The 26,120-nt window shown below is 54.8% G+C and carries 22 protein-coding genes; 14 read left to right on the forward strand and 8 right to left on the reverse strand.

The annotated features are described in order from the left end of the window. Positions 1–106 precede the first annotated feature (106 nt). Together acs and HFN16_RS10725 are read left to right on the forward strand one after the other, a co-directional pair. On the forward strand, positions 107–2,218 hold the full coding sequence (acs, locus tag HFN16_RS10720) for an acetate--CoA ligase alpha subunit (RefSeq protein WP_168890746.1): 2,112 nt from the start codon (positions 107–109) through the stop codon (positions 2,216–2,218). Positions 2,219–2,274: 56 nt separating this feature from the next. Beyond that, complete coding sequence (locus tag HFN16_RS10725) at positions 2,275–2,652, forward strand: hypothetical protein (RefSeq protein ID WP_168890747.1); 378 nt, start codon at positions 2,275–2,277, stop codon at positions 2,650–2,652. Between the two features lie 53 nt (positions 2,653–2,705). On the opposite strand, the gene HFN16_RS10730 is transcribed toward HFN16_RS10725, so the two are convergent. Both HFN16_RS10730 and HFN16_RS10735 read right to left on the reverse strand, forming a co-directional pair. Then, a complete protein-coding gene (locus tag HFN16_RS10730; protein WP_168890748.1) occupies positions 2,706–2,903 on the reverse strand; it encodes a 4-oxalocrotonate tautomerase family protein in 198 nt (65 codons plus the stop codon). A gap of 12 nt (positions 2,904–2,915) precedes the next feature. Further along, a complete protein-coding gene (locus HFN16_RS10735) occupies positions 2,916–4,331 on the reverse strand; it encodes a HAMP domain-containing sensor histidine kinase (protein ID WP_168890749.1) in 1,416 nt (471 codons plus the stop codon). Between the two features lie 751 nt (positions 4,332–5,082). Between HFN16_RS10735 and hmcA the strand changes: the two genes are divergently transcribed. The 8 genes from hmcA to HFN16_RS10775 all read left to right on the forward strand — a co-directional run bounded on the left by hmcA (position 5,083) and on the right by HFN16_RS10775 (position 14,279). Further along, the gene (gene hmcA / locus HFN16_RS10740) at positions 5,083–6,666 is read left to right on the forward strand and encodes a sulfate respiration complex hexadecaheme cytochrome HmcA (RefSeq protein WP_168890750.1); all 1,584 of its coding nucleotides are present in this window, start codon (positions 5,083–5,085) and stop codon (positions 6,664–6,666) included. Between the two features lie 20 nt (positions 6,667–6,686). Then, positions 6,687–7,769: a sulfate respiration complex iron-sulfur protein HmcB gene (gene hmcB, locus HFN16_RS10745; RefSeq protein ID WP_168890751.1), complete on the forward strand. Its 1,083-nt coding sequence runs from the start codon at positions 6,687–6,689 to the stop codon at positions 7,767–7,769. Beyond that, positions 7,770–8,942, forward strand: coding sequence for a sulfate respiration complex protein HmcC (hmcC, locus tag HFN16_RS10750; protein ID WP_168890752.1), 1,173 nt, complete (start codon positions 7,770–7,772; stop codon positions 8,940–8,942). A gap of 19 nt (positions 8,943–8,961) precedes the next feature. Then, on the forward strand, positions 8,962–9,093 hold the full coding sequence (hmcD, locus tag HFN16_RS10755; protein ID WP_168890753.1) for a sulfate respiration complex protein HmcD: 132 nt from the start codon (positions 8,962–8,964) through the stop codon (positions 9,091–9,093). A 25-nt stretch (positions 9,094–9,118) separates the two neighbouring features. Continuing rightward, on the forward strand, positions 9,119–9,796 hold the full coding sequence (gene hmcE / locus HFN16_RS10760) for a sulfate respiration complex protein HmcE (protein ID WP_168890754.1): 678 nt from the start codon (positions 9,119–9,121) through the stop codon (positions 9,794–9,796). Between the two features lie 26 nt (positions 9,797–9,822). After that, positions 9,823–11,220: a sulfate respiration complex iron-sulfur protein HmcF gene (hmcF, locus tag HFN16_RS10765; RefSeq protein WP_168890755.1), complete on the forward strand. Its 1,398-nt coding sequence runs from the start codon at positions 9,823–9,825 to the stop codon at positions 11,218–11,220. Between the two features lie 231 nt (positions 11,221–11,451). After that, complete coding sequence (locus tag HFN16_RS10770; protein ID WP_247648313.1) at positions 11,452–11,820, forward strand: Rrf2 family transcriptional regulator; 369 nt, start codon at positions 11,452–11,454, stop codon at positions 11,818–11,820. A gap of 170 nt (positions 11,821–11,990) precedes the next feature. After that, positions 11,991–14,279: a FecR domain-containing protein gene (locus HFN16_RS10775; RefSeq protein ID WP_168890757.1), complete on the forward strand. Its 2,289-nt coding sequence runs from the start codon at positions 11,991–11,993 to the stop codon at positions 14,277–14,279. Positions 14,280–14,289: 10 nt separating this feature from the next. Here the strand turns inward: HFN16_RS10775 and HFN16_RS10780 are convergent, their stop codons facing one another. Beyond that, on the reverse strand, positions 14,290–15,060 hold the full coding sequence (locus tag HFN16_RS10780; protein WP_168890758.1) for a hypothetical protein: 771 nt from the start codon (positions 15,058–15,060) through the stop codon (positions 14,290–14,292). A 129-nt stretch (positions 15,061–15,189) separates the two neighbouring features. Between HFN16_RS10780 and HFN16_RS10785 the strand changes: the two genes are divergently transcribed. The 4 genes from HFN16_RS10785 (at position 15,190) to speB (ending at position 18,543) form a co-directional block, all read left to right on the forward strand. Continuing rightward, positions 15,190–15,735, forward strand: coding sequence for a macro domain-containing protein (locus tag HFN16_RS10785; protein ID WP_168890759.1), 546 nt, complete (start codon positions 15,190–15,192; stop codon positions 15,733–15,735). Positions 15,736–15,753: 18 nt separating this feature from the next. Further along, complete coding sequence (hslV, locus tag HFN16_RS10790) at positions 15,754–16,293, forward strand: ATP-dependent protease subunit HslV (RefSeq protein ID WP_168890760.1); 540 nt, start codon at positions 15,754–15,756, stop codon at positions 16,291–16,293. Further along, a complete protein-coding gene (gene hslU / locus HFN16_RS10795; RefSeq protein WP_168890761.1) occupies positions 16,294–17,676 on the forward strand; it encodes an ATP-dependent protease ATPase subunit HslU in 1,383 nt (460 codons plus the stop codon). It abuts the gene before it with no gap. A 72-nt stretch (positions 17,677–17,748) separates the two neighbouring features. Then, the gene (gene speB / locus HFN16_RS10800) at positions 17,749–18,543 is read left to right on the forward strand and encodes an agmatinase (RefSeq protein ID WP_168890762.1); all 795 of its coding nucleotides are present in this window, start codon (positions 17,749–17,751) and stop codon (positions 18,541–18,543) included. Between the two features lie 4 nt (positions 18,544–18,547). On the opposite strand, the gene HFN16_RS10805 is transcribed toward speB, so the two are convergent. From HFN16_RS10805 to rho, 5 genes are all read right to left on the reverse strand, one after another. Then, positions 18,548–20,008: a tetratricopeptide repeat protein gene (locus HFN16_RS10805; RefSeq protein ID WP_168890763.1), complete on the reverse strand. Its 1,461-nt coding sequence runs from the start codon at positions 20,006–20,008 to the stop codon at positions 18,548–18,550. Positions 20,009–20,184: 176 nt separating this feature from the next. Further along, complete coding sequence (locus HFN16_RS10810) at positions 20,185–22,026, reverse strand: chloride channel protein (protein ID WP_168890764.1); 1,842 nt, start codon at positions 22,024–22,026, stop codon at positions 20,185–20,187. Between the two features lie 2 nt (positions 22,027–22,028). Next, complete coding sequence (locus HFN16_RS10815; protein WP_168890765.1) at positions 22,029–23,009, reverse strand: bifunctional riboflavin kinase/FAD synthetase; 981 nt, start codon at positions 23,007–23,009, stop codon at positions 22,029–22,031. A 75-nt stretch (positions 23,010–23,084) separates the two neighbouring features. Beyond that, positions 23,085–24,518, reverse strand: coding sequence for a M48 family metallopeptidase (locus tag HFN16_RS10820; protein ID WP_247648314.1), 1,434 nt, complete (start codon positions 24,516–24,518; stop codon positions 23,085–23,087). A gap of 197 nt (positions 24,519–24,715) precedes the next feature. Continuing rightward, positions 24,716–25,933, reverse strand: a complete 1,218-nt coding sequence (rho, locus tag HFN16_RS10825) for a transcription termination factor Rho (protein WP_247648502.1) — start codon at positions 25,931–25,933, stop codon at positions 24,716–24,718. Positions 25,934–26,120: the final 187 nt, after the last annotated feature.

Raw genomic sequence — 26,120 nt, forward strand, 5'->3', positions numbered from 1 at the left:
TCTTTTCACTGATTCCATTTCCGCATGTCTCATGCCCTTGTTCCGACCCCGGTTTCGGGTTAGGGTCTCTAGGTCATTTCAACCTCTACAAAGTCGGGAGTCGACCTTGAGCACCAAGGAACAACTGCACGCCTTTTTTTATCCTGAAACCGTGGCCGTTATCGGCGCGTCTGCTTCACCCGGAAAGGTGGGGCATACCATCGTCTCCAACATGATCGGAGCCGGTTACAAGGGTAAACTATTTCCCGTGAACCCCAAGGCCACCGAGATCGAAGGTCTCAAGGTGGTCAACGATATCGCAGACCTGCCCCGCGGCCTTGATTTGGCCGTGGTCTCCGTGCCGCGCGATTACGTCATCCCGTCGCTGGAGGCGCTGGGCGAGATCGGTGCCAAGTCCGCCATTGTCATTACTGCCGGATTCAAGGAAGTGGGCAAGGAAGGCTATGACGTCGAGCAGGGCATCATCAAAGTCTGCGAAAAGCACGGCATGGCGCTGCTCGGTCCCAACTGTCTGGGCATGATGAACACGGCCGTGGGCGTGAACGCCTCCTTTGCCGCTGGTCAGCCCAATCCCGGCTCCATCGCATTTTTCTCTCAGTCCGGTGCGCTCTGTGTGGCCATTCTGGACTGGGCCCTTGGTGAGAATATCGGTTTCTCCAAGTTCGTCAGTCTCGGCAACAAGGCGCTCCTGAGCGAGGCCGAGATGCTCGACTACCTGAATAAGGACGACGACACCAAGGTCATCCTCGGCTACATCGAGAACGTGGAACATGGTGATTCCTTTCTCAAGGCCGCTCGAAAGACCTGCCTGAACAAGCCCGTCATCATGATCAAGTCCGGCACCACTGCTGCCGGTGCCAAGGCTGCATCCTCCCATACCGGTGCCATTGCCGGGTCGGATCAGACCTACACCGCTGCCTTCCACCAGTCCGGCGTCATTCGCGTGGGCGACGTGGCGTCGCTCTTCAATCTGGCGCAGGCCTTTTCCAATCAGCCCCTGCCCAAGGGGCCGAATCTTGCCGTGGTGACCAACTCCGGTGGCCCCGGCATCCTCACGGCCGATACGGCGGATCGCTCCAGCCTGACCATGGCGGCTCTGTCTCAGAAGACCATTCAGAAGCTGCAGGAATTTCTCCCCAGTTATGCAGCGTTCTACAACCCGGTGGATATCATCGGTGATGCAGACGCAGAGCGATATCGTCGTACGCTTGATGTGGTTGCCGAGGACCCCATGGTTCATTCCGTTCTGGCAATGCTCACTCCTACGGCTGCCGTGGAGATCGAGGAAACGGCCGAGGCCGTCATCCGCACGGCGCGCAAATGCGGCAAGCCGGTCTTTGCCTGTTTCATGGGTAAGCGGCGCATTGCCAAGGCGCGCAGAATGCTCATGGAGGCTGGCATCCCTTGCTACGCATTCCCCGAGCCTGCCGTTCGGTCCATTGAAGCCATGTATGAATTTTATCTGTGGAAGAATCGTCCCGAAGCCAGGTACGCCGAGGTGAAGGGCGATGTTGACCGCGCCATGAAGGTCATCAAGGCACACGAGAAGCGGCGGGAGCTAGAGATCGTGGAGTTTGAGGCGCAGGAAGTGCTCAAGGCATACGGCCTGCCCACGCCCAAGACCGTGTTGGCCCGTTCGTCCGACGAGGCTGTGGCCGCCGCCGAAGAATTCGGCTATCCCGTGGTCCTCAAGATCGCTTCACCTCACATTTCCCACAAATCCGACGTGGGCGGCGTCAAGGTGAATCTTCAGAATGCCACCGAGGTCATGGAGACATTCAAGTCTATCACCGCCCGCGCCCAGCGCATGCGCCAGGAGGCCTATATTGCAGGTTGTCTGGTGCAGGAAATGGCCCCTCCGGGCGTCAAGGAAGTCATCATTGGCTTCAAACGGGACGAACAGTTCGGTCCCATGCTGATGTTCGGTCTGGGCGGTATCTATGTCGAGATCATGAAGGACATCTCCTTCAAACTGGCCCCGCTGTCACGACAGGACGCCTTTGAGATCGTGCGCGAGATCAAGTCCTACATGCTCCTCAAGGGCATCAAGGGCGAGCAGCCTGTAAACTTTGAGGCGCTGGAAGAGATCATCATGACCATGTCTCAGTTGGCCCTCGATCTCCCGCAGGTATGGGAGGCCGAGTTCAACCCTGTACTGGTCAACCACGAACGGGCCATCGTCGCGGATGTGCGAATGACGATTCGGCTCAAAGATTAGCGAGACAATAGGAAGGCCGCCCGGGTGGGATTAGAGGGGGGCGTCGAGATACGCTGGTGAAGATTCAAGCTATTAAATGGCTATCAAGAGATGCTGAAGAAGCGTCGATCCTAGTGTCCGACGGAAAGTATTCTTGTTGGTGCTTTTGTCATCCATGTTCTGCCCAAATTGGTGACATTGTTTCTGAGCTTTATACCCTTGATGCAAAGAGATGTATGGCTGCGCCCGGAACCGCGCCTTATATAACCAAGCATTCTGTCGGAGATGGTCATGACTTATGTGGGCATCTTTTTAATAAAGAAAATTCAATTATATCTATAGGTGATATTCTCGTCGAAATCGATGCCGATGTGCCTGGGGATATAGTTGAAGGTGATATAGTTGAATTTTCTTGTGGGAGAATCGATGCTTGGATTGAGCGTAAGTCAGATTGATCTGCCCCACAAAGAGTAATTAAAAAAAGGCCGCCCGGGTGGGCGGCCTTTTTTTATTTCTTTCTCAGATCGGTGACGCTTTCTCCGCCGATCCCCCAGTTGTCAGTGTCCACCTCGTCGATGATGACGAAGGTGGTCTTTTTGTTCTTGCCAAGGACATCGTGGAGGAGGTCGGTCACACCCTCGATGAGCTGCTTCTTTTGCTCTGCGGTGGCGCCTTCCTTGGTGATCCGAATATTGACGAATGGCATGAAGTCTCCTTGTCAGTTGCTGTCAGCGGGGTAGGGCAGGTCAACAGTGATGAGCGTACCGCTGTCTTCGGAAGTTGTCATGGAAATCGTGCCGCCCATGGTGTTGACGATGAGGCTGGCCGAATAGGTGCCGAGGCCGGTGCCTCCCTGCTTGTTGTGGGTGGCAAACTTGTCAAAGAATGTGTCCCGGATTTCCTTGGGAACAGCTGCGGGGTTGTGAAAGGTGATGTGGGCGTTGTTGTCCTCTCCGGCCAATGAAAGCGTGACACGGTCCCCCGGCCAAGACGCTTCTATGGCGTTTTTTAGCAGATTGGAGACCAAAGAGTAGAACAGCGTCTCATCGACTGGAAAGGGAAACTCGTTCTTTTCGTTTAGCGAGCCCTCTTGGACCGAAAGGATGACTTCCACATTGCGAGACTCCGCGAGGCTGGAAAGGGCCTTTAGGGAGCGGCGGATGAGAATAAGGATGTTGGTCTTCCTTGGCAGGTACTCGTAGTGGCCCCGCTCCATTTTGTAGAGGTCGAGGCTACGGTTGACCATCTCCATGGACGTATTGGCGGCCAGGCGGATGTCAGCGGTCATGGTGCGTTGTTCGTCATTGAGTTCGGTGAACTGTTCTAGGTATTCCACTCCGTTCAATATGGATATGAGTGGCGTCTTGATATCGTGGCGGGTGATCTGCTCCACTTCGCGACGTAGCTCCTTTGCCACTTTCCGGTCGCGTCGAAGGAAGATTTCCCTGCGGAGCAGCAGAGCCGCAGCAAGAAGCAGGCTCAAAGACAGGGCGGTCATGGCAATATTTGAATAAAGGAGCAGGTCGTCCAGACGGTGCTTTCTCTGGGTAACATCATAATACATTTCAAAGGCACCGAGGAATCGGTCGCCACTCATAGAGGGGACATATGTTTCAACCACATCCAGATGGAATGTATCTCCCTCTTCATCTCTCGTCCCCTGTGAGACGAGCTTGGAGTAGGGGATTCCCTTGGCCACCTTTTCATGGAAAAAATCGCTCTCCAGTTTGCTCCCGATATCAGCAGATTTGCTGGAGTAGATGACAGTGCCATCGGGGGCGAACACACGAATTTTAAGCATCCCGAAGTCATTTTCGAGCTTGAAGATGTTGCCGTAAAAACGGTGCGTGAGTCGTTCCGGCTTCAGTTCAGAGTGTCTGAGTGCCGGGGGAAGAATATAGGCGCCCAGGCGATTGGCGTCCTTCTCGGCCCCTTTGATCAATACTTCGGTGAAAGCGGGAAAAATGAACAGAATGTTGGCAAGCGGGAGTAGGAGCGCCAGCAGGAGCATGGTGAACAGCGTAGCCAGGAATGTTCTTCCCCGACGGGAGCCGAAGCTGTCGAGAAAGACTTCCCAAAGGGTAGGGGCTGTTACAGAGGAGTCTTCCTTTCTGTATGCGCTGGTGCCGTTCATGTCCTGGGAGCCTCGCTTGTGCGCCAATTCTGCGTTGTTTTATTGCAGGATAGCAGAACAGTGTCTTTTGGCAACAGCGTTAGTTTGAAGGGTGATTGTGTGTTGAAAGAGGGAACAGTAATTCCCTACTAAATTGATATGTGAATAGGAAAAAAAGTGAGAAAAGATTTCGTAGAATATTTAACTAAGCGCGTAAAAATAGGGCTGGAAACAGCCAAAATAGAAGGTGTTTTTAAAGAAGTGCTGAGATTTAAGAAAGTTGATGAATAAAACGATATTCCGAAAGGGGGTTGACGTTGATTGGATGGTTGTATACCAGTTCGGTAGACAATCATTCCTACCAAACTGGTAGGGATCGCGCGTTCGAATACGACGCAAGCTAAAATCGCCCGTATTTGCGGGTTTTATGTAGGAAACAGACATTCGGTTTCGAGGGGTAATGAAGCCGGAAGTCAGGGGCTTCTTGCATATTCTGGCTTGCGGAGGGGCAAACTTCGCTTGCGTGTTGTCTGTTGTATCTGGATGAACAGTCTCATGTGTTCTGTGTGAACGCTCCCAGTGTGGAGTGTTCTATAAGTATATATGCGGCCGGACATCTGAATGAGGGGCATGTTGCACCACGTCTAGTGGCGTTTTGTGTTGCGTACAATCATCCCGGCTCCCGCGTGGCGGGAGGGTCCGCCCTGCGGGAAGGGGGATGATTGGCGTACTTAGGTGCAAAGTATTCCACCAACTTATTAAGGAATGCGTTATGGAGAAAGGAAGACGACTGCTTTTTTGGGCTGGAATCCTTTTCGTGTTCGCTGCGACATCGATTGTATGTCTGGAAGCTCAGGGACTTGAGGCACAGGCCAAGGCCGCCTCTGAAGCCCGAGTAGACATCGTAAAAATCGATACGCTGGCCAAGTTCGAAAAGCTTGAACTGCCCGAGGTGACTTTCTATCACGATCAGCACACCGACGCTCTCGCCAAGCAGGGCAAGGACTGTGCATCGTGTCACGAGAAAGACGCCGATGGAAAACTTTCGATCAAGTTCAAGCGTCTGGCTGATGACGACGCCGACAAGATCAAGCTCATTTACCACGAAAACTGTATTGGTTGTCACCAGGATATGGTGGCTGCCGGACAGAAGACCGGTCCCCTGGACGGCCAGTGCCGCTCCTGTCACACCGCCAAGCCCACTGAAAGCGATTGGATGGCAATCGACATGGACAAGTCTCTCCACTACCGCCACGTTGTGGCTTCCGGTGGCGACGACAAGTGTCAGACCTGTCACCATCAGTTCGACAAGAACAAGATGGAACTGGTCGCCGACAAGGGTAAGGAACAGAACTGCCGCAACTGCCACGGCGCCGAGCCGCGCGTTGTCAACGAAAAGCTGACCGTCCGCTCCTACGATGAGGCCGCCCACGCCAAGTGTGTGACCTGTCACGTGGACGTTACCGCTGCCAAGAAGAACTCCGGTCCCGCCAAGTGTGCTGGCTGTCACGCCGCCGCAGATCAGGCCAAGATCAAGGAATTCAAAGATGTGCCCCGCCTGAAGCGTGGCCAGCCCGATGTTACCCTGCTGGTTGCCGTCAAGAACGACAAGGCACAGGCCAACATTGGTCCCGTTCCCTTTGATCACAAAGCTCACGAACAGTACATGGATGACTGCCGCGCCTGCCACGTAGGCAAAGGCACCATGGACGGCAAGTTCTTTGAGCTGGCTGGCGACATGCACCTGAAGTCCAACATGGAAGGTTGCATCGGTTGTCACACCGCCAAGCAGGAAGAAAAAGCCGTTTGCGCCGGTTGTCACGCCATGATGGCTGAAACCAAGGCTCCTTCCAAGGAATCCTGTGCCAAGTGTCACGTCGAGTCCCTGGCGACTCTGTACGTCGACGGCAAGGCTCCTGAGAAGGAAGTCATGATGGCTGCTGCTTCCTCCGCTCTCGCCGAGCGCAATATGGAAGTCATGACCATCGCCGACTCCGACATCCCGGAAGAAGTGATCATCGGTTCCCTCTCCGACAAGTTCGAAGCCTCCAAGCTCCCCCATCGCAAGATCGTCAAGCGTCTTCTCGCTGACATGAAGGGTGACAAGATGGCTGGTTACTTCCACGGACAGGACGCCCTGATGTGTGCTGGTTGCCACCACAACAGCCCGATCTCCAAGACCCCGCCCAAGTGCGGAAGCTGTCACAACAAGCCGTTTGATCCGGCTCGTCCCGACATGCCCGGTCTGAAGGCTGCCTACCACGGCCAGTGCATGGGTTGTCACACCGCCATGAAGCTCGAGAAGCCGTCCAACACGACGTGCAACGACGCTGAAGGCTGTCACAAGAAGAAGTAATCCGAACCTAGGAGTCATCCATGAAACGTAGAAACTTCCTCGGCCTGATGGGAGCAGCCGGCCTTTCTGCCGCGCTTCCGACAAAGGCTCAAGCCGCTGGAAATGTTCACTTCGACGGATATCCGGGAAGCAAGGGCGTGCTCTTTGACGCCACCCGCTGCATCGGATGCCGCAAATGTGAAATGGGTTGTAATGAGATCAACGGCCTGGCCAAGCCGGAAAAGCCGTTCACCGATCTCTCTGTCCTCGATACGGATCGCCGTACCGAGAACGATGCCTATACTGTAGTTAATAAGTACGAACAGCCCGACGGCGGTTCCGTGTTCAGAAAGATCCAGTGCATGCACTGCCTGGAACCTTCCTGCGCATCCGCCTGCTTTGTTCGTGCATTCAAGAAGCAGCCCTCCGGCGCCGTCACCTACGACGAGTCCGTCTGTGTCGGCTGTCGTTACTGCATGGTCGCATGTCCCTTCGAGATTCCGACCTACACTTACAATGATCCCATCACCCCGAAGGTCATCAAGTGTCACCTGTGTGAGCCTCACATCTCCACTGGCAAGGCTGATGTCCCCGGCTGTGTTGGCAAGTGCCCCAAAGAGGCACTGATCTACGGTGAGCGCGACGAACTGATCAAGATCGCCCGCCGCCGTATTGACGCCAACCCGAACAAGTACGTGGATCACGTCTATGGCGTAGATGAAGTCGGCGGTACCAGCTGGCTCTACATCTCCGGTACTCCGTTCTCCCAGATCGGCATGCGCGAAGACCTCGGTACCACCTCCGGTCCCGAGCTGAACTCTTCCGCTCTGTCCGTCGTTGCCATGGTTCCCGCCCTGTGGCCCCTGCTCCTCGCAGGCGTCTACGGTATCACCCAGCGCTCCGACAAGATCGCCCAGAACGAGAAGGCCGATGCCGTCGCCGAGGCCATTGCTGAAACGCAGGCCAAGGCTGACGACAACATGAAGGCCGCCATGGAACGCGCTGCCAAGACGCAGGAAAACGTCGTGAAGCGCGAAGTTGACAAAGCCGTCAAGGAAGCCCTGGAAGCTGCTGCCAAGGAAGCTGAAGGTGGCGACGGTGAAAAGGAAGAGGAGGGCGCATAAATGACTACTGAAGCCCAGACCAAACCTGGCCTGATGACGCCTTTTAACGTCATCGCCGGTATCATCCTCCTGGTCGGTGCCATTCTTACCGTTTGGCGTTTCGGCTGGGGTCTTGGTGCCGTCACCAACCTCGATAATAACAACCCCTGGGGCATCTGGATCGGTTTCGATCTGCTCTGCGGTGTTGCTCTGGCTGCCGGTGGTTACGTAACCTCCTCCGCAGTCTACCTGTTTGGCATGAAGAAACACCACGCCGCTGTGCGCCCGGCCATTCTGACCGCGTTCCTCGGCTACCTCTTCGTTGTCATCGCACTCCAGTACGACCTCGGTCGCCCCTGGCGCCTGCCTTATCCCTTCATTGAGTTCGGTACTACCTCCATGCTCTTCGAAGTGGGTCTGTGTGTCGCACTGTACCTGACTGTACTGTTCCTCGAGTTCTCTCCGGCCGCTCTTGAATACTTCGGCCAGAAGCGACTGCGGAACATGATTCACAAGTGCACCATTGCACTGACCGTGTTCGGTGTGGTTCTGTCCACCCTGCACCAGTCCTCTCTGGGCGCGCTGTACATCATCGCTCCCAGCAAGCTGCACCCCCTGTGGTATTCCGCCTACCTGCCGACCTACTTCTTCGTCAGCTCCGCTGCTGCCGGTATGTCCATGGTCATGCTTGAAGGCTGGATGTCCCACAAATCCCGCATCCTGACTGGCGTCATGAGCGACGAGTACAACAATCAGTCCGCTGATCTGTACTACGGCTTTGCCAAGGGTGCTGCCTGGGTGCTGATGGGCTACTTCTTCATCAAGGTCATCGGCATCGCCGCTGACGATGAGTGGCACCTGCTTGCTACCGGTTGGGGACAGTGGTTCCTGTTCGAGCTTCTCGGCTTCGTGCTGCTGCCGTCCTTCCTGTACGCCATCGGCGCTCGCGAGAAGAACCTCAAGCTGATCAAGTGGACCGCACTGCTGACCGTTCTGGGCATCGTCCTGAACCGTCTGAATGTCTCCCTGATCGCATACAACTATCACTTGCCTTCCGAGTTGCGTTACTTCCCGAGCTGGCAGGAGATTTTTGTCACCCTGTTCGTGTGCACCGCACTCGTCGTAACCTTCAAGTTCATCTCCAGTAAGACGCCGATCTTCTACGATCACCCGGATTACAAGGATGAGCACTAGTCTCTAGGAGGACGAGAAAATGGAACATTCGATCTTCACTCTGCAGGACTTCCTGCTCGCCACCAAGGGATGGGTCTACCTCCTGATGGGTTCGGCACTGGTCGTCTTTGTAGCCTACTGGAAATTCCTGTTCAGCAGGGACAAAGACTAACGGTCAGCATACGAGGAGTTGAACCATGTATGAACTGTTAACGGGACCCATGCTGTGGCTGGCATTTGCCATCGCCGCTGTCGGCCTGGTCACCCGCACTATATTCTACATCAAAGGCCTGGACTGGAAGCTGGACCGTGTCGCTTACGGCGCACATCCCGCTGCCGGTGCCAAGGGAGCTATTCGCTCCATTCTGGCATTCCTTATTCCCTTCGGTAACCATAGCTGGAGGGCAAAACCCGGATTCACGATTCTCTTTTTCGTGTTCCACATCGGTCTGCTCGGCGTGCCTCTCTTCCTGGAAGGCCACGCAATCATCCTGATGGAGCGCTTCGGCATTGCCTGGCCCACCATCTCCATGGCTGCAGCAGACTTCTGGACCGTGGCCATGCTGGTCGCTGCCATGTGCATCGCCATCCGCCGCGTCATCCTGCCCGAGGTCCGCATCATCACCGATGCCAAGGACTGGTTTGTCCTGCTGGTCTCCATCGCTCCGTTCGTCACCGGTTACATCGTTGTGCACGAATTTGGCGACTACAACTTCTGGCTGCTGGCTCACATCATCAGTGGTCTCGCCTGGATCGCACTTCTGCCGTTCACCAAGCTGTTCCACGTTGTGGGCTTCTTCTGGTCCCGTGCCCAGCTCGGCATGGACTTCGGCATCAAGCGCGGTGGCATGAAGTACAAGAGCTTCGACTGGTAAGTCGTTAGCGTATAAGGAGAACTACAATGCCTGAAGGTAAACTTTGCAATAGAAAGCCGATTAACGATGAGGAATACCTCCAAGAGGTCCTCAGCGATACCGGCGGCAAGCAATACTACGAAGAGATGAAGGAGCTCGACGTTGACGTCGAGAAACTCCAGGCGAGCCTGAAAGCCACGCTGAAGTCCAGAATGAAAACCTGGCTTGAAATGTGTGCTCACTGCGGCCTCTGCGCCGACGCCTGCTTCCTTTACGAAGTCAATGACCGGAAGCCTGAACAGGTTCCGGCTTACAAGATCCAGTCCACTCTTGGTGAGATCGTTCGCAAGAACGGTAACGTCACCAACGAGTTCATGCGTCACTGCATGGACGTGGCCTGGTCCCAGTGCACCTGTTGTAACCGTTGCGGTCACTACTGCCCGCACGGCATCGACATGGGTGTCATGTTCGGTTACCTCCGCGGCCTGCTGAACTCTCAGGGTTTCTATCCTTGGGAGCTCAAGATTGGTTCCGGTATGCACCGCGTCTACCGCGCCCAGATGAACGTCACCACTGAAGACTGGGTCGAGACTTGCGAATGGATGGCTGAAGAGACCGAGGAAGAATGGCCCGGTCTGACCATCCCGGTCGACAAGGAAGGCGCTGACATCATGTACACCTGTAACGCCCGTGAGCCGAAGCACTATCCTGAGGATATCGCTGAAGCCGCCATCCTGTTCCACCTGACCGGTGAGAACTGGACCGTCCCCTCCGAGGGCTGGGAGCAGACCTCCCTGTCCATGTTCGCAGGTGACTGGGAAGCGTGTACCATGCAGGTCAAGACCGTTTACGATGCCATCGAGCGCCTCAAGCCGAAGCGCTGTGTCGGCACCGAGTGCGGTCACGCTCACCGTGCTACCGCCATTGAAGGTCCGTACTGGGCTGGCTATGAGAATGGTCAGACCCCGGCACCGTTCATCCACTACGTTGAGTGGGTTGCTGAAGTTCTGCGCGAAGGTCGTCTCAAGATCGACCCCGCCAAGAAGCTGAAGCGCCCGGTTACTCTGCAGGATTCCTGCAACTACGTGCGTAACCATGGTCTTGCCAACATCACCCGTGAGATCATGAGCTACATCGTCGATCCGGAGTACTTCATTGAAATGACTCCGAACCGTGAACACAACTACTGCTGCGGCGGTGGTGGTGGTTTCAACGGCGTCGGTAAGTACCGTCCCGAACGTAACGTGGCACTCAAGAAGAAGCGCGACCAGATCCTCGCCACCGGCGCAGAACTCGTCATCGCTCCTTGCCACAACTGCTGGGACGCCATTCGCGACCTCGAAGAAGAATTCGAGATCGGCATCGAATGGTCCTTCCTCAAGCCGCTTCTGATCGAAATGGCCATTGTGCCCGATCACATGAAGCCGCAGGAAGACGACGAATAATCGCGCTCAAAATCGCCGGCCAAAGGCGGATTTGATACCTGTCCATACCGACTCGGCAGCCCCGTGCTGCCGGGTCGGGCTAAACTTTACTTTCCGAGTTTACGAACTTGGAGTTGGAGGGCGTGCGGCTGGATTCTTACCCAGTCCTGTGCTTGTCGTGCGCTCTCCTGCTCCTTGCCGTAACTCCACGTTGCCATGCGCATAACGACGAAGAGCCGATACGCGACACGGATGATCCTCGATATTGCGGTACACGGTCAGGATGGCCCTGTGCAGAGCCGTGATATTGCGGAGCGTCAGTGCATTTCGCTGAAGTATCTCGAAAAGCTTATCCGCGAGTTGGGGCGTGCCGGTTTGATTGAAAGCCGACGCGGTCCACAGGGCGGACACATGCTCGCCAAAGATCCAATGGAGATCACGGTGGGGGATATCGTGCGCATTATGGAGAAACCACCGAAGTATGACGATTGTGCCTGTGCAGAAAATGACTGTATGGAATGCCCGCAGTCGGATTTCTGCCTGACCCGCAGCATCTGGGTGGAGACCACTCGCTGCATGTTTGAGAAACTCGACTCATTCGTTATCGGTGATCTTGTATAATTCGCAAAATCCTGTTTTAAATATTACCGCTCCAGTTTGCTGGAGCGGTTTTTTTATGCCTTATATTCCAGTCTGTTTGGTCTGTGTCTTGATGAAATTGATACTATCAATTGTTAGTGGTACACTTTAGTATATTGGAAGAGTGTACGCAGTAGATAGAGGATAGTATCATGGCCGAACCAATAGGAAATATTACAACAGTTCATGGCAGTGCCATGGCTGAAGGCGTTGACGGTGTTCGCACACTGGAATCCGGTTCTCCGGTATATGAAGATGAGACCATTATTACGAAGGGTGCCGGATCTGCATTAGAGATTACTTTCACCGACGGCAGCCTTCTTTCTCAGGGACCAAATTCCACATCTGTTCTGGATGAGTACATTTTTGATCCGAATCAAGATACTGGAGAAATGGCACTGAGTCTGGTGGAAGGTACTTTCCGCTCTGTCACAGGCAGCATCGTTGATATTAATCCTGAAGGATTTCATGTAGATACACCTCTTGCCACCATTGGTATTCGCGGCACCATCTTTGGTATCCGTATTCTTCCTCCTGCCAAGCCGGGTGATGCTCCCACTATCGTCGTCGGTGCTATCGACTTCGACGGAAAGCCTATTGTGGTTGTGTCCAAGGCTGGTGGTCCTCCGACGCTCATCACGCAAGACGGTATTGGTGTTTCCGTTACGCCGACAGGTATCAGTGAACCGCGTCCGCTTACTCAGCAGGAACTCGAGGTACTGGAAGAGTTGTCCTCTGAAGCACTGCAACAGGGTGCTCCGCAAGATCCCCAAGGAGAAGGCGAGGGTGAAGAGGAAGGCCAAGGTCCGCAGGAAGGTGGCGGAGAAGAAGATCTCCAAGAGTTCGCAGCGCAGGCATTGGCTCAATTGGGACTGACGGAGACTGGCGTCGTTGATCCTGCTTTGGCGGCGGCTCTTGAGGCGGTTGCCGAAGAACTGCTTCCCATGATCAACGAGATCGAGGAGCAGATCGAACAAATCATCGCGTCTGTACCTGACGTTCCGGATATTGATGTCGACGTTGACGACATCCTCTCCAATGTGACCGTGGATAACTCCATTGATTTAAGCAGCGCCAGTGACTTTGTGACGGTGTATCTGGAAAATAGCCCCAAGGAATATTCCATTGGTGAGGCCAGCCCCATTACCATTAGCGATGATATTATCAACGTGCTGGGGGCAACCAGTTATGAAAATTATATTTATGGTGACGCTAATGCCAACGCGTTGACGGGTGGTAACCTCGGCGATGTCATTGAAGGTGGCGCCGGGAACGATGCCATTTACGGCGGTACTGGAAACGATGCCCTTAAGGGTGAGTCCGACAACGACATTATGGAAGGCGGGGTCGGCCAGGACACCCTCTGGGGTGGTGCAGGCATTGATACCATTGATGGCGGTGATGACGCAGACCTCATCTACGGTGGTGACGGAAGCGGCGGCGATGACAGCGGTGATGTCCTTTCGGGTGGAGACGGCAACGATACCATTTATGGCGCTGACGCTACGGCCTCTGTCGATGGTAATGACACGATCGATGGCGGCGCAGGGGCAGACAGTCTTCTCGGTGGCTATGGCAATGACAGCATATCCGGCGGTTCCGGCAATGATACCATGAAGGGCGAAGACGGTAACGATTCACTCTTTGGCGGAACGGGCGACGACAGCATTCTGGGTGGAGACGGTAGCGATCATATCTTTATGACCACTTCACTCACAGCGGCTGATACCATCGATGGTGGCGGGTTCAACGATACTTCTACCTACGACTATCTCTATTATACTGATGATGGTGTTGCCGGAAATACCGATGAATTGAACAACGTGTCTTCCATGAGCCACATCATCTTTGGCACTGCAGAGACCTACGTGACACTGGATAACCACTACATGGGTGATTCTGGCAGTACGATCTATGTCAATGGAACTGCAACGACGTCATTGGCCTTTGATGCCTCTGGCGGCAATGATATCTACAACATCACCGGTGGTTCCGGTAACGATACGCTCACAGGAGCCGGCCTGGTAGACACGATTATCGGTGGTTCCGGTAATGACATTATCGACGGCAAGGGTGGCAATGATATCCTCACTGGTGGTGCGGGCAGCGATATCTTCAACTACTTTGACGGAACAGGAACAGACAGCATTTCAGACTTTCACTCTGCAGACGACAGTTTCCAACTCTTTAACGTCGGTTCCTTGTCCGGTTCACTGGTCAATGGCACCAGCTTCGAAAAGGTCAGCGCAGGGTATAGTGGAACAGAAACCAACCTGGCTGGTGAGGGGATCATTTTCGAGGATCTGGGCAACGGCTCCGGTCGCATCTGGTATGATTCCAACGGCAGCACGGCGGGTGGCAATACGCTTCTCATGAACATCACCTTTGATACGTCGGGCGATGAAGTAACAGACGCGGATTTCACCACTTTCCAGACCTAAATCTGACTTCCTATTCTTCGCGCGGCTCCTGGTCCGAAAGCATGGCCCGGAGTCGCGCATTTTCTTTGCTCATGGCGGAGACATGCTGGGCGATGGTCTCTCTGTTGTAGAGCAGGTCGTTGAGTGCATCCAGTAGCTGGCTGCCCGTCCTTTCATTAGGGTGAGAAACGTGCTCCACTCGGCAGTCGGCATCAAGATGAATCTTGAAGCCACTATTCTGTGCCCTGAGACAAAAGCCAATGTCTTCGGAAATGGCTACTGCACACTCTCCTTTGTCGGATACATATCGGGCTTCGTCATAGGAGAACCACGGATACGGAATGGCCTCTAACGCTTCGCGGCGGACTAGAAGGAAACCGCATCCAACCCAATCCACTTCCAACAGGCCCGTTGAATCTATGGGCACACGGCTGTCCATGGGGGAGAGGCCTCTAACTTCACCAAACCAGCCAGCCGCAAATCGGTCAGCGTGCAGTTTCATTGGGTAGGCACCGCTTATTATGTCCAGATCATGCTTCAGCAGTTGGTGTATGTGATCCGGTGTAAAACCAGTGTCTGCATCAACGCAGAGCAGGTAATCGAAACCATCTAGTTTTTGATGAACCAGACTGGAGCGGTTGTTGTTAACCATGTTGTTGCGGGCCAGGGGAACGTTGCTCCCCTGCGTCATGAGAACTTCGGTCTCAAAATCCGGACATTGCTCCAATGTCCGAAGACTATTCATGGTTTCTTTCGTGACCATGCCGTGCTTTGCAAAAGGGACGCCCACTCTGAGTTTCATGATGTCCTCCCGGTTGATTGTAACCGTACCGCAAATCCATAGCCCGTGAAAGGGAAACTGCCGATTCATGGAGTGAAATGAAGCCTGCCTCTTGCCAAGCGGGATTCAGGGATTATCTTTCCATCTATCATGCAACGCTGGGAAATCGGCTCCGGCCATCTCTTCATTACGCAGGGCGACCTGACAACCTTTGAAGGCGACGCCATCGTCAATGCCGCCAATTCCGCACTGGCCGGGGGCGGGGGCGTGGACGGGGCGATCCATCGCCGTGCCGGGATCGTCGAACTCCAGCAGGCATGCCGGACCATTATCGCCGATATCGGCACTCTGCCGCCCGGCGAAGCCGTGATCTCCCCCGGATTCAATCTTCCGGCCAAGCACATTATCCATACCGTCGGGCCTATCTGGCGCGGCGGCGACAATCGTGAGCCCGAGTTGCTGCGTAACGCCTACGTCAATTCGCTCAAGCTCGCCAACAAGTACGACATTTCGACCATCGCTTTTCCCGCCATCTCGTGCGGTGTGTACGGCTACCCTGTGGAAGCCGCCACCCGCATTGCCCTGGCCGCCCTGAAAGAGGGGCTCGAGGCCGGGCTGGTGGCTGAGGCGGGGATGGTCCTGCACGGCAGCGAAGCCCATGATACCTGGCTCGCCGCTGCCAACAAAGTCCTGTAACCAGGCAAGGAGAATCGCATGCAACTCAGAGGAACAACCATCATCGCCGTTAAAGATGAAAACGGCACGGCTGTAGCCGGTGACGGACAGGTCACCTTTGGGCAGGCCGTTGTCATGAAGCACACCGCACGCAAGGTGCGGCGTATCTACAAGGACAAGGTTACTGTCGGCTTTGCCGGTGCCACCGCTGACGCCTTTACCCTGTCCGAACGCTTTGAAGCCAAGCTGGAAACCTACGCTGGTAATCTGGTCCGCGCCGCTGTGGAGCTGGCCAAGGACTGGCGCACCGACAAGTACCTGCGCAAGCTGGAAGCCATGTTGCTGGCGGCAGACGGTGAGCATGTGCTCATCATCTCCGGTACCGGTGACGTTATTGAGCCCGACGACGGCGTGGCTGCCATCGGCTCCGGCGGCTCCTACGCCCTGTCCGCGGCCCGTGCCCTTCAGCGCAACACTGACCTCCCGGCCAAGGAGATCGCGCAAAAGGCCATGGAAATCGCTGCTGAAATTTGCGTGTACACCAACGACAACATCATTATCGAAGCACAGGATAAGTAAATGAGCAATCTGACTCCCCGCGAGATCGTATCCGAACTCGACAGATATATTATCGGCCAGGAAGCAGCCAAGCGAATGGTCGCCATTGCCATGCGTAACCGCTGGCGCAGACAGCAGCTTGATCCTGAGCTGCGCGACGAAATCGCCCCCAAGAATATCATCCTGATGGGCCCCACCGGCGTTGGTAAGACCGAGATCGCCCGTCGTCTCGCCCGCCTGACCAACTGCCCGTTCTTCAAGGTCGAGGCCACCAAGTTCACCGAGGTGGGCTATGTGGGACGCGACGTGGAGTCCATGGTCCGTGATCTCATGGAAGTGGGCGTGAACATGGTCCGCAAAGAAGAGACCGAGAAGGTCCGCATCAAGGCGGAAAAGTACGCTGAAGAGCGCCTGCTCGATCTGCTCCTGCCAAGCAAACCCAAGTCTTCCGGTCCTGCCGGCTTCTTCATGGGCTCTGCCAATGGTGAAGTGGAGGAGCAGAAGGAAGAGCCCAAGGACTCCGGCACTCGAGAGAAGTTTCGCCAGATGTTCCGCCGTGGCGAGCTGGACGAGCGAGAAGTGGAGATGGAAGTTTCCACCCAGTCCGGCGCACAGGTGGAAATCATGGCCATCCCCGGCATGGAAGAGATGGGCTCCAACCTGCAGAATGCCTTCTCCAACATGTTCCCGGATCGCAAAAAACAGCGCAAGATGAAGATCAAGGAAGCCTATCAGGTGCTCATCGACGAAGAGGCCGATAAGCTCATTGATCCGGAGACGGTCAATGAACTGGCCCGTGAGCGCGTCGAGCAGCAGGGTATCCTGTTCGTTGACGAAATGGACAAGATCGCTTCCCGTCAGGATGCTGGCGGCAGCAGCGCAGATGTCTCCCGCGAGGGCGTACAGCGCGACTTGCTCCCCGTGGTCGAAGGCAGCGTGGTCAACACCAAGTACGGCATGATCAAGACCGACCACATCCTGTTCATCGCAGCCGGAGCGTTCCATTTTGCCAAGCCGTCCGATCTCATCCCCGAGTTGCAGGGTCGTTTCCCGCTGCGTGAAGAACTGAACTCCCTGCACAAGGAAGAGTTCTACAGGATTCTGACCGAGCCCAAGAACGCACTGACCGTTCAGTACAAGGCGCTTCTGGAGACCGAAGGCGTGTCCATTGACTTCACCAAGGAAGCACTTGAAGAGATCTCTTCCAACGCTGAAAAGATCAACGAGGAGACTGAGAATATCGGTGCCCGTCGTCTGTATACCATCATGGAAAAGATTCTCGCCAACCTCTCCTTCGAAGCCCCGGACAAGTCCGGCCAGAAGGTGGTCGTGGATCGTGACTATGTGAAGGATCAGATCGACGACGTAGTGGAAGATCGCGATCTTTCGCGCTATATCCTCTAGTCACACACATTGTAATGACTCTACCGGGCCGGATCACCTCATGTGTTCCGGCCCGTTTTGCAAGGACTCCCCATGACCGCTGAACTGACCGTTACCTTACTGGGTATCCCCTATGATGAGCAGTCCTCCTACATGCAGGGCGCTGCAGAAGGCCCGACTGCACTGCTGGAAGCCTATCGCTGCGACTCTGCCAACATGTGGTCCGAGACCGGCTTTGACCTGAATCTCCATGTTGAAGACGGCGGCCTGATGACAATGGGAACCGATACCGCAGTGACAGACATTGAAGAGGGGGCGCGAAAGCTCGTCGCCTCAGGGCGCAAGGGACTCTTCTTGGGCGGTGATCATTCCGTCACCTATCCATTGGTAAAAGGGCTGGCTGATAGTGTGGAGCCATTTGCCGTGCTTCACTTTGACGCTCATCCTGACTGCTACGATAACTTTGAGGGCAACAAATTGTCGCATGCCTGCCCCATGGCTCGGATCATGGAAGAGGGCTTGTGTAAACGCCTTATGTCTGTAGGAATCCGTACAGCCAATGGGCATCAGCGGGAACAGAAAGAGAAGCTCGGCCTGGAGTGGCTGGAGATGAAGGATTTCGCTTCGTGGCCGAAACTGTCGTTCGATACTCCGGTTTACGTGACCGTGGATATGGATGCGCTGGACCCGGCGTTTGCGCCCGGCGTGTCACATCATGAACCCGGGGGGATGACTACCCGCCAGTTATTGGACATGATCCACGCCATCGATGCACCGGTCATTGGTGCAGACGTGGTGGAATTGAACCCGCGACGGGATATCAATGGAGTGACTGCCATGACAGCGGCCAAGATCGTGAAGGAGTTGGCCGGGATGATGATTCGGTAGCTGACTACTTCTTTTTCTCTTTGAGCGATTTGAGTAGCTCGCCAACTTTCTTGTAGTTGGGATCAACCGAATAGACATCCTCAAGCACCCGGGCGGCATTGCGAAGGCGATTGGCCTTCATGAAGATCTGGCCCATGCCGTATGCAATCTCCAGATTCCCTTTATATAGGTCGGGGTTGAGCTTGAGTGCCCGTTCAAATTTTTCAGCCGCGCTGCCGTAATCTTTGCCTTCCACAAAGGCCATGCCCATATTGAAGAGGATGGACTCGTCCTTGGGGGATAAATGGGCTGCCTTAACGTACGCATCAATGGCTTCGCGCCAACGCTTATCCCTGCGAAGCAACATGCCAAGCCGATTGTATAATGACCAATCCAGTTCTACGCTGTAAACACGGGCCAGCTTTGAACATGCTTCAAGCAATGGCAAAGACGCACTCATGTTCTTTTCATATATCCTGTTCGCATACTTAACGGCCACATTGACGCAGTCGGATAGTTTCTGCTCATGCATGAGTCGAATTGCAGCAAGGAAATAAGAGGCAGCCTTAGCTATCTCTCCTTTCGTAAAGTACAGCTCTGCTATCTGTTGTTTTCGTCCCTTGTGCAGCGGCGAGAGTTCGTCGATTTTGAGGAGATATTTCAGAACAGATTCCTGATCATCCTCTTCCTCATAATAGACAACAATCTTTTTGAGTGGCTCAAGGTACATATGAGCATTCTCAGCGGCTTGAAGATAGAGCTTCAGGGCGTCCATTCGTTTGCCCAATCCTTTGAGGGCGTCTCCCATGATCATCAGTCCTGCCGGACTTCCCGGCTTCATTTCCAAGATGTCGCGAGCTACGCCATAGGCTAAGGCAAATTCCACTTTGCGAAGACGTTCCTTGCCTTCACGAACCTTTTTCCCTATTTCGTCTGGCGGCACCAAAGTATTGGCAATTTTTTCTATGAGAATATTAACCGAAACCGGTTTGGTGATGAAATTATCGGCGCCAGCTTCTACAAACTGGGCCATTTTTTTCTCATCAACCTCATGCATCATGACGATGATGAACATGTCTTTGAATTCTGCCTTCATCTCCTCAACGACAGGAAGAGACGAGTATCCCTCAAGCTGACTTTCTATGAAGAGAAACGGCTTCTTGAGATATTCTCTGTAGACACTGATTTCTTCACGCGCGCGTCGAGGGGTAGGACTGATACGAATGCGTTCCTGATCAATTTCCAGTTCCTTATAAAAGGAATTACGGAAGTTGTGGAAGAAGGTCTTGTCCTGACTGATGGCAATGAACAAACCGTCATTTTCATCTACGAAATCACAAACGATGTCTCGGTACAGATTGACGACTTGTTCGTCCGACTTGAGCAGGTAGACGTTTTTCTTATTCAATTCCTTGTGTTTTTCGTCAATCTCTTTGGGAGCGGATTTGACGACATACACACTCTTCATTTTTCCGCGTTTTGCCATTGCATTCACCTTCAGTACAGTCACAGGAAAACGAGTTTGTGGGGATGGTACTAAGTATCGTGGATTGATGGCAATGATATTCTATGGTTATTAGAATGTTTTTCAGATTGGAAATGAAAAGGCGACGTATCAGAACGATACGCCGCCTTATTTTGCGGATAGGAAGGGTGAGATGATTACTCGTTATCGCCCTTAACTTCGGCAATAGCTTCGGCGTAGGCCTGGAACACATCATCACGGTTGATGAGGCCTTCGATCTCGTTGGTGTCGATTTGGTTAACCACTGGAATCTGGCCGTAGTCGGTGTTCACGAAGCGGAGCAGGGCCTGATAAAGGTCATAGTCCGGGCGCACGTAAACCGGGCGAGACATGAGGTCGCGTACCACTACCAGATCGTGCAGGTCTTCCTCGAACATCCAGTTGCGGACGTTGTGGATGGAGACCATGCCCACGTATTGGCCTTCATCATTTTTGACAGGGAAGTAGAGCTGATCCGAGTTGGCGATGATATCTGTGAGCGCCTTAAGCGTAGTGGATTCCTCCAGCACGATCACATCGCCGGGGTTGTAGAAGTCCACCACGTGCATCTGTTCGAGCACGTTAATGGTGGCATCTTCGGCGTGTGCCGGGGATTCGAACTTGTTCTCCACCTGATGCTCATAGAGCGATATGTTGCGGCTCAGGACCAGACAGAGTGCCGAGGCGAGCATGAGCGGGGCCAGCAGGCCGTAACCCTGTGTGAGCTCGGTGACCATGATCAGCGGGCCGATGGGGGCGTTTGCCACACCTGCGAAGAAGGCGGCCATACCAACAAGGATGTAGGCACCGGGCTGGGTGACGATATTGGGGAAGAGTTCGTGCCCAACCTTGCCAACCAGACCGCCGGACATGCCGCCCACAAACAGGGCGGGTGCGAACATGCCGCCGGACATGCCGGAGCCGATGGTGACGGACGTAGCAAGGGTCTTACCCACGATGATGTAGCACATGCCAAGGGCGGGAATCTGGCCGAGAATGGCGAGCTCCAACCAGCCGTAGCCGCCTGAGAGCAGGCCGCCGGTGATCAGGCCGTCAGTGGCGGTGTAGGGGTACAGAATACCCAGCAGGCCCATGGCCAGACCGCCCAGTCCCATGGACCAGATGATGCCGATCTTCTCGCGCAGCGGGTAGAAGACATTGAATTTAATGAAATAGAAGGTGCGGATGTACATCCAGCCAGCACCGGCGCAGACAAATGCGAGAATCGCGTAGAAGATCAGCTCGCGTGGGTCGTGGAACGAGAAGCGCGGGATGCCAAAGATGGGCTCGGTGCCGAAGAAGAACGTGAAGATGGAGTAGGATACTACCGAACTCATGACCGAAGGCAGGATCGCCTCAGCCTCGAAGTCCTCGCGGTAGATAACCTCGACGGCGGTCAATGCACCACCAAGCGGTGCACGGAAAATGGCGCCCAGGCCGCCAGCTGCACCAGAGAGCAGGAGCAGGCGACGTTCTTTTGCAGAAAAATCGAATTTCTTGGCAAGCCAGGAACCCACTCCAGCGCCCATCTGAGTAATGGGGCCTTCGCGACCGGCACTACCACCGGACGCAATGGTCAGGACAGAGCAGAGGCCGCGGATGATGGCTACGCGGGCCTTGATGACGCCACCATGATTGTGGAAAGCGTTGATGGTAGCATCGGTGCCGTCGGTGCCGCCGGTGATGGTCTCAGGGATGAATCGGTTGACTAACCACCCTGTTAGGAGGGCGGTGCCGGTAGTGAACACCGGGATGAGCCATGGACGGAACTCGCCCGCTGGACCGTGGAAGATCCCTTCACCAGCCGGTTCCGGGGAAACGATACCCGCCAGGTTGTGCTGGAGAAAGAATTTGCCGATTTCCACCAGCCAGAAGAAGGCGACGGCGACCAAGCCGGACAGGGTGCCGACAAGTACGCCGATGACCAGCCAGCGAAATGAAGCAATGGTTGAGTAGGATTTTGCGAAATCCTGCCAGTATCTGATGAACTGGTTGAGCATGATTACACTTCTGCCGTTTCGTTTGCGAGGTCGGCGTGAGTTACCCGGATTTCGGCCTCGGGTTGGGATAGGATTTGACGGCCCAGATCCACATCCTTGGTGATGCGATCCTTGAGTTCGTCAATACCAGAAAATTTTCTTTCATCGCGGATGCGTTGCACAAAGTGTACGCGGATGTCGCGGCCATACAGGTCGCCGTTGAAGTCGATGAGGTGCGCTTCCACAGACAGGGCGTCGTTGCCAAAGGTAGGGTTCTTGCCGATGTTGGCCACGCCCATGTGTACTTCGTTGTCTACCTCAACCCAGATGGCGTAGACGCCGGGTTTGGGATGGAGTTCGTCAACCAGCTTGAGGTTGGCGGTGGGGAAGCCGAGCAAACGGCCACCACGGTTCATGCCATGCACGACTTCGCCTTTGACCTGATAGAAGCGGCCTAGCAGCGGGCGTACGGGCCATACTTTGCCAGCCTGTACCAGATCGCGGATGCGGGTGGAACTGACCACCGCGCCGTCGATTGACACGGGTTCAAGGCGATCAACGGTGAAACCGCGGTCCTTGCCGAGTTTGGAAAGGGTTTCGAAATTGCCTGCGCGACCTTTGCCCAGGTGATAGTCGTAGCCGATGATCATTTCCTTCATGTTCAGGCCGTCGATCAGATATTTCTGGACGAACTGTTCGGGAGCGAGTTTGGCCATTTCCATGTTGAACTCAAGAAGCAGGCAGGCCTCAGGGCCATATTGGGAGATAAGCTCGAGTTTCTGCTCGGTCAGCGTGATGAAGGGCGGAGCATCGTTGCGCAGCACTCGGAGCGGATGAGGGTCAAAAGTGACGACTACGCTCAGTAGCCCTTGCGCCTTTGCTCGGGAGCAGGCAAGGCGGATGAGGCGCTGATGGCCTTTGTGGACGCCGTCAAAGTTGCCGATGGTCACACAGGACCCGGCGATGACGCCTTCCAGTTCTTCTATGGTTCTTGCGATGATCATTCTTGGTCGCTTTATTTGTGTGGTGTCGAAAAAAGAGTCAGACTACGCGAAAAGGTTCCGGCCTTCAAGGAACGATTATTTGACTGGCTTGGTCCACTCGCTGAAGACCGCGTCAAATTGTTTGAGTTCTTCCTGCTGAGCAGGTGTCTTGGCCAATTGTGCTGCCAATCCCTTGTGGTATCGGGCTTTTCCCTTGTTGCCACCATAGAGAGCGGCATAGGCTAGCTGAAGGTTGCCGCCGAACTGATCGCCTGACTCGCCCAGGATCATGCCGAGGTGATGGTGTACCTCCCAGTCTTCCGGCACGATCTCCATGACCTTGCGCATATTTTCCGCGGCCCGCTTGTACTGATCATTTTCAGCCTGGAGACGGGCGAAGTAGAACAGCCCCAAAGCGTCACGCTGGTTCTTGATGACCGCCATCTGGAGATACTGGAACGCCTTTTTGCGATCACCGCTCTTGAAGTAGAAAATACCGGCTTCTCGTGAAACAAGCGGATCCTTGGGAGCCATTTGCAGGGCCTTCTCAATCGCTATCTGGGCCTTGTCGCGTGCTTTGAGTCGTTCCTGAATAACTCCCACGGCCATATAGTCCAAGGCCGTATAGGTGTTTTCGGGCTTGCTTATATAGTAGCCCAACGCAGTGTCGGGTGCGGAGAGCTTGGAGCGGACAAGCGCCTGAACGCGTTTCAACTGGGCGTTGTCGTCTTTGCGCTCGGTGAGCGTCTTGGGCATCCGCTTGATGCGGTCGTTCAGATAGGTGATACGCTCGGACAAGCCGGGGTGAGTAGACAGGTAGGATGGCACGTTCTGTCTGCCATTGTCGAACCAGTGCTTCTTCTTCATGATCTCGAAGGTTTGCGGCATCCCTTCCGGGTTGTAGCCGGCTTTGATCATGGAGTTGAGACCTACGTGGTCAGCTTCCCGTTCGTCGTCCTGAGAATATTGCAGCATGGCTGCTGTTCCAATGCCTTGTGCGCCTGCCATGAGGGCTGCACCAGCTTGGTTGGATCCTCCGGCCATGCCGAGGAAAATGCCGGCCAGAACACCAGCCATGGTCAGCATGCCTATCTTGCCTTGTTTTTCAAGACGGCTGGCCACATGACGTTGGGAAACGTGCGCCAATTCGTGCGCAATGACGCCGACCAGTTGCGACTCGCTGGTCACATCCTGGATCAGGCCAGTGAAAATGTAGATGTAGCCACCCGGGATGGCGAATGCGTTGAGCAATGGGTTGGCAACGACAGCACTTCTGACTTTGAAGGGCATGGGCCGTTTGCCTTTGACCACGTTCTGTACGAGCTCGTCCACGTAGTCAGTGATGTAGGTGTCGCCTACCATGCTCATCTGCTGACGGATGAGACGGTCAAAGTTGCGGCCCATCTCGTTCTCTTTTCGGATAGTGAGCTTGTCCGGAGTAAGAACTCCGGCACGAGCGTTCATGGCCGGTGCGAGAATCAGCAGCATGGCTGCAAAAAAAGCGGGGAATATGGTGAAAAGGCGTCGCACGTTGGTGGTGTCCTTGATGTTAAATGGATAGGGCTATTGTAATCATTTGCTGGAGCGTGGCAACCTCGTACAACAACTGCACATAAAAATGATTCAATAAGGACAGCTAACCATACGACTTCCATTCCTAATCATATCCAGGAACGAAAAAAGACGGCCTCAGGAGGCCGTCTTTTGGTGTCGTATCTCGATGTGAGCTATTTGCTCATGGAATCAAGGAAGTCCTTGTTGTTCTTGGTTCCCTTCATCTTGCCGCGCAGGAACTCCATGGAGTCGATGGCGCTCATGGGGGAGAGCAGTTTGCGCAGGATCCAGACGCGGTTGAGAACGTCGTCGCCGAGCAGCAGCTCTTCCTTGCGGGTGCCGGAGCGGTTGATGTCGATGGCAGGGTAGACGCGCTTCTCGGAGAGATGACGGTCCAGATAGAGTTCCATGTTGCCGGTGCCCTTGAACTCTTCGAAGATGACTTCGTCCATGCGGGAGCCGGTATCGATGAGCGCGGTGGAGATGATGGTCAGAGAGCCGCCTTCCTCCACGTTACGGGCAGCACCGAAGAAGCGCTTGGGGCGCTGCAGTGCGTTGGCGTCGATACCGCCGGAAAGGACGCGGCCGGAGGACGGTGTAACAGCGTTGTAGGCGCGACCCAGGCGGGTGATGGAGTCGAGCAGGATGACCACGTCGCGGCCTCGCTCGACAAGGCGCTTGGCCTTTTCAATGACCATGTCGGCAACCTGGACGTGGCGGGTCGGTGGCTCGTCAAAGGTGGAGGACACCACCTCGGCCTTGACCGTACGCTGCATGTCCGTCACTTCCTCGGGACGCTCGTCAATGAGGAGGACGATGAGGTCGACTTCAGGATGGTTTGCGTTGATGGAGTTGGCGATGGTCTGCAGCATGATCGTCTTACCCGTACGGGGCGGTGCCACGATGACGCCGCGCTGGCCCTTACCGATGGGGGCGAGCAGGTCGATGATGCGTGCGGAGAAATTCTTGTCCCCGTTTTCCAGCTTCAGCTGTTCCTGAGGATAGAGGGGAGTCAGGTTGTCGAACAGCACCAGATTCTTGGTGTGCTCCGGCTTCTCCATGCCGATCTCGCTGACGCGGAGCAGGGCGAAGTAACGTTCCCCTTCCTTGGGCGGGCGAATCTGGCCGGAAACCATGTCTCCTTTACGAAGGCCGAAGCGGCGAATCTGTGAAGGAGAAACATAAATATCGTCCGGGCCGGGCATGTAGGAGTACATGGGAGAACGGAGGAAACCGAAACCGTCGGGCAGGATCTCAAGGACACCGTCGCCGAAGATCTGGCCGTTCTGTGAAGCGCACTGCTGTAGCAACTCAAAGATGAGCTCCTGCTTGCGCAAGCTGCTGGGGTTCTCCACCTCGAGCTGAACAGCCAGGTCCGTGAGTTCTTTCATGGACTTGAGCTTGAGTTCTGCCAGGTTCAGGCGGTCAATACCGTTGCCGTTGGGTGTACCAACGTGCGGCTTCTTGCTGACCCGGGGCTTTGCAGCAGGCTTTTTGGCTTCGGCCTTTTTGACGTCCGTTTTCCTAGCTCTGGGCTTGGGGGCGTCGGTTTTCTTGGCGTCAGTCTTTTTCGCGGAA

The organism is Pseudodesulfovibrio sp. zrk46 (assembly GCF_012516435.1).
Classification (GTDB): Bacteria; Desulfobacterota; Desulfovibrionia; order Desulfovibrionales; family Desulfovibrionaceae; genus Pseudodesulfovibrio.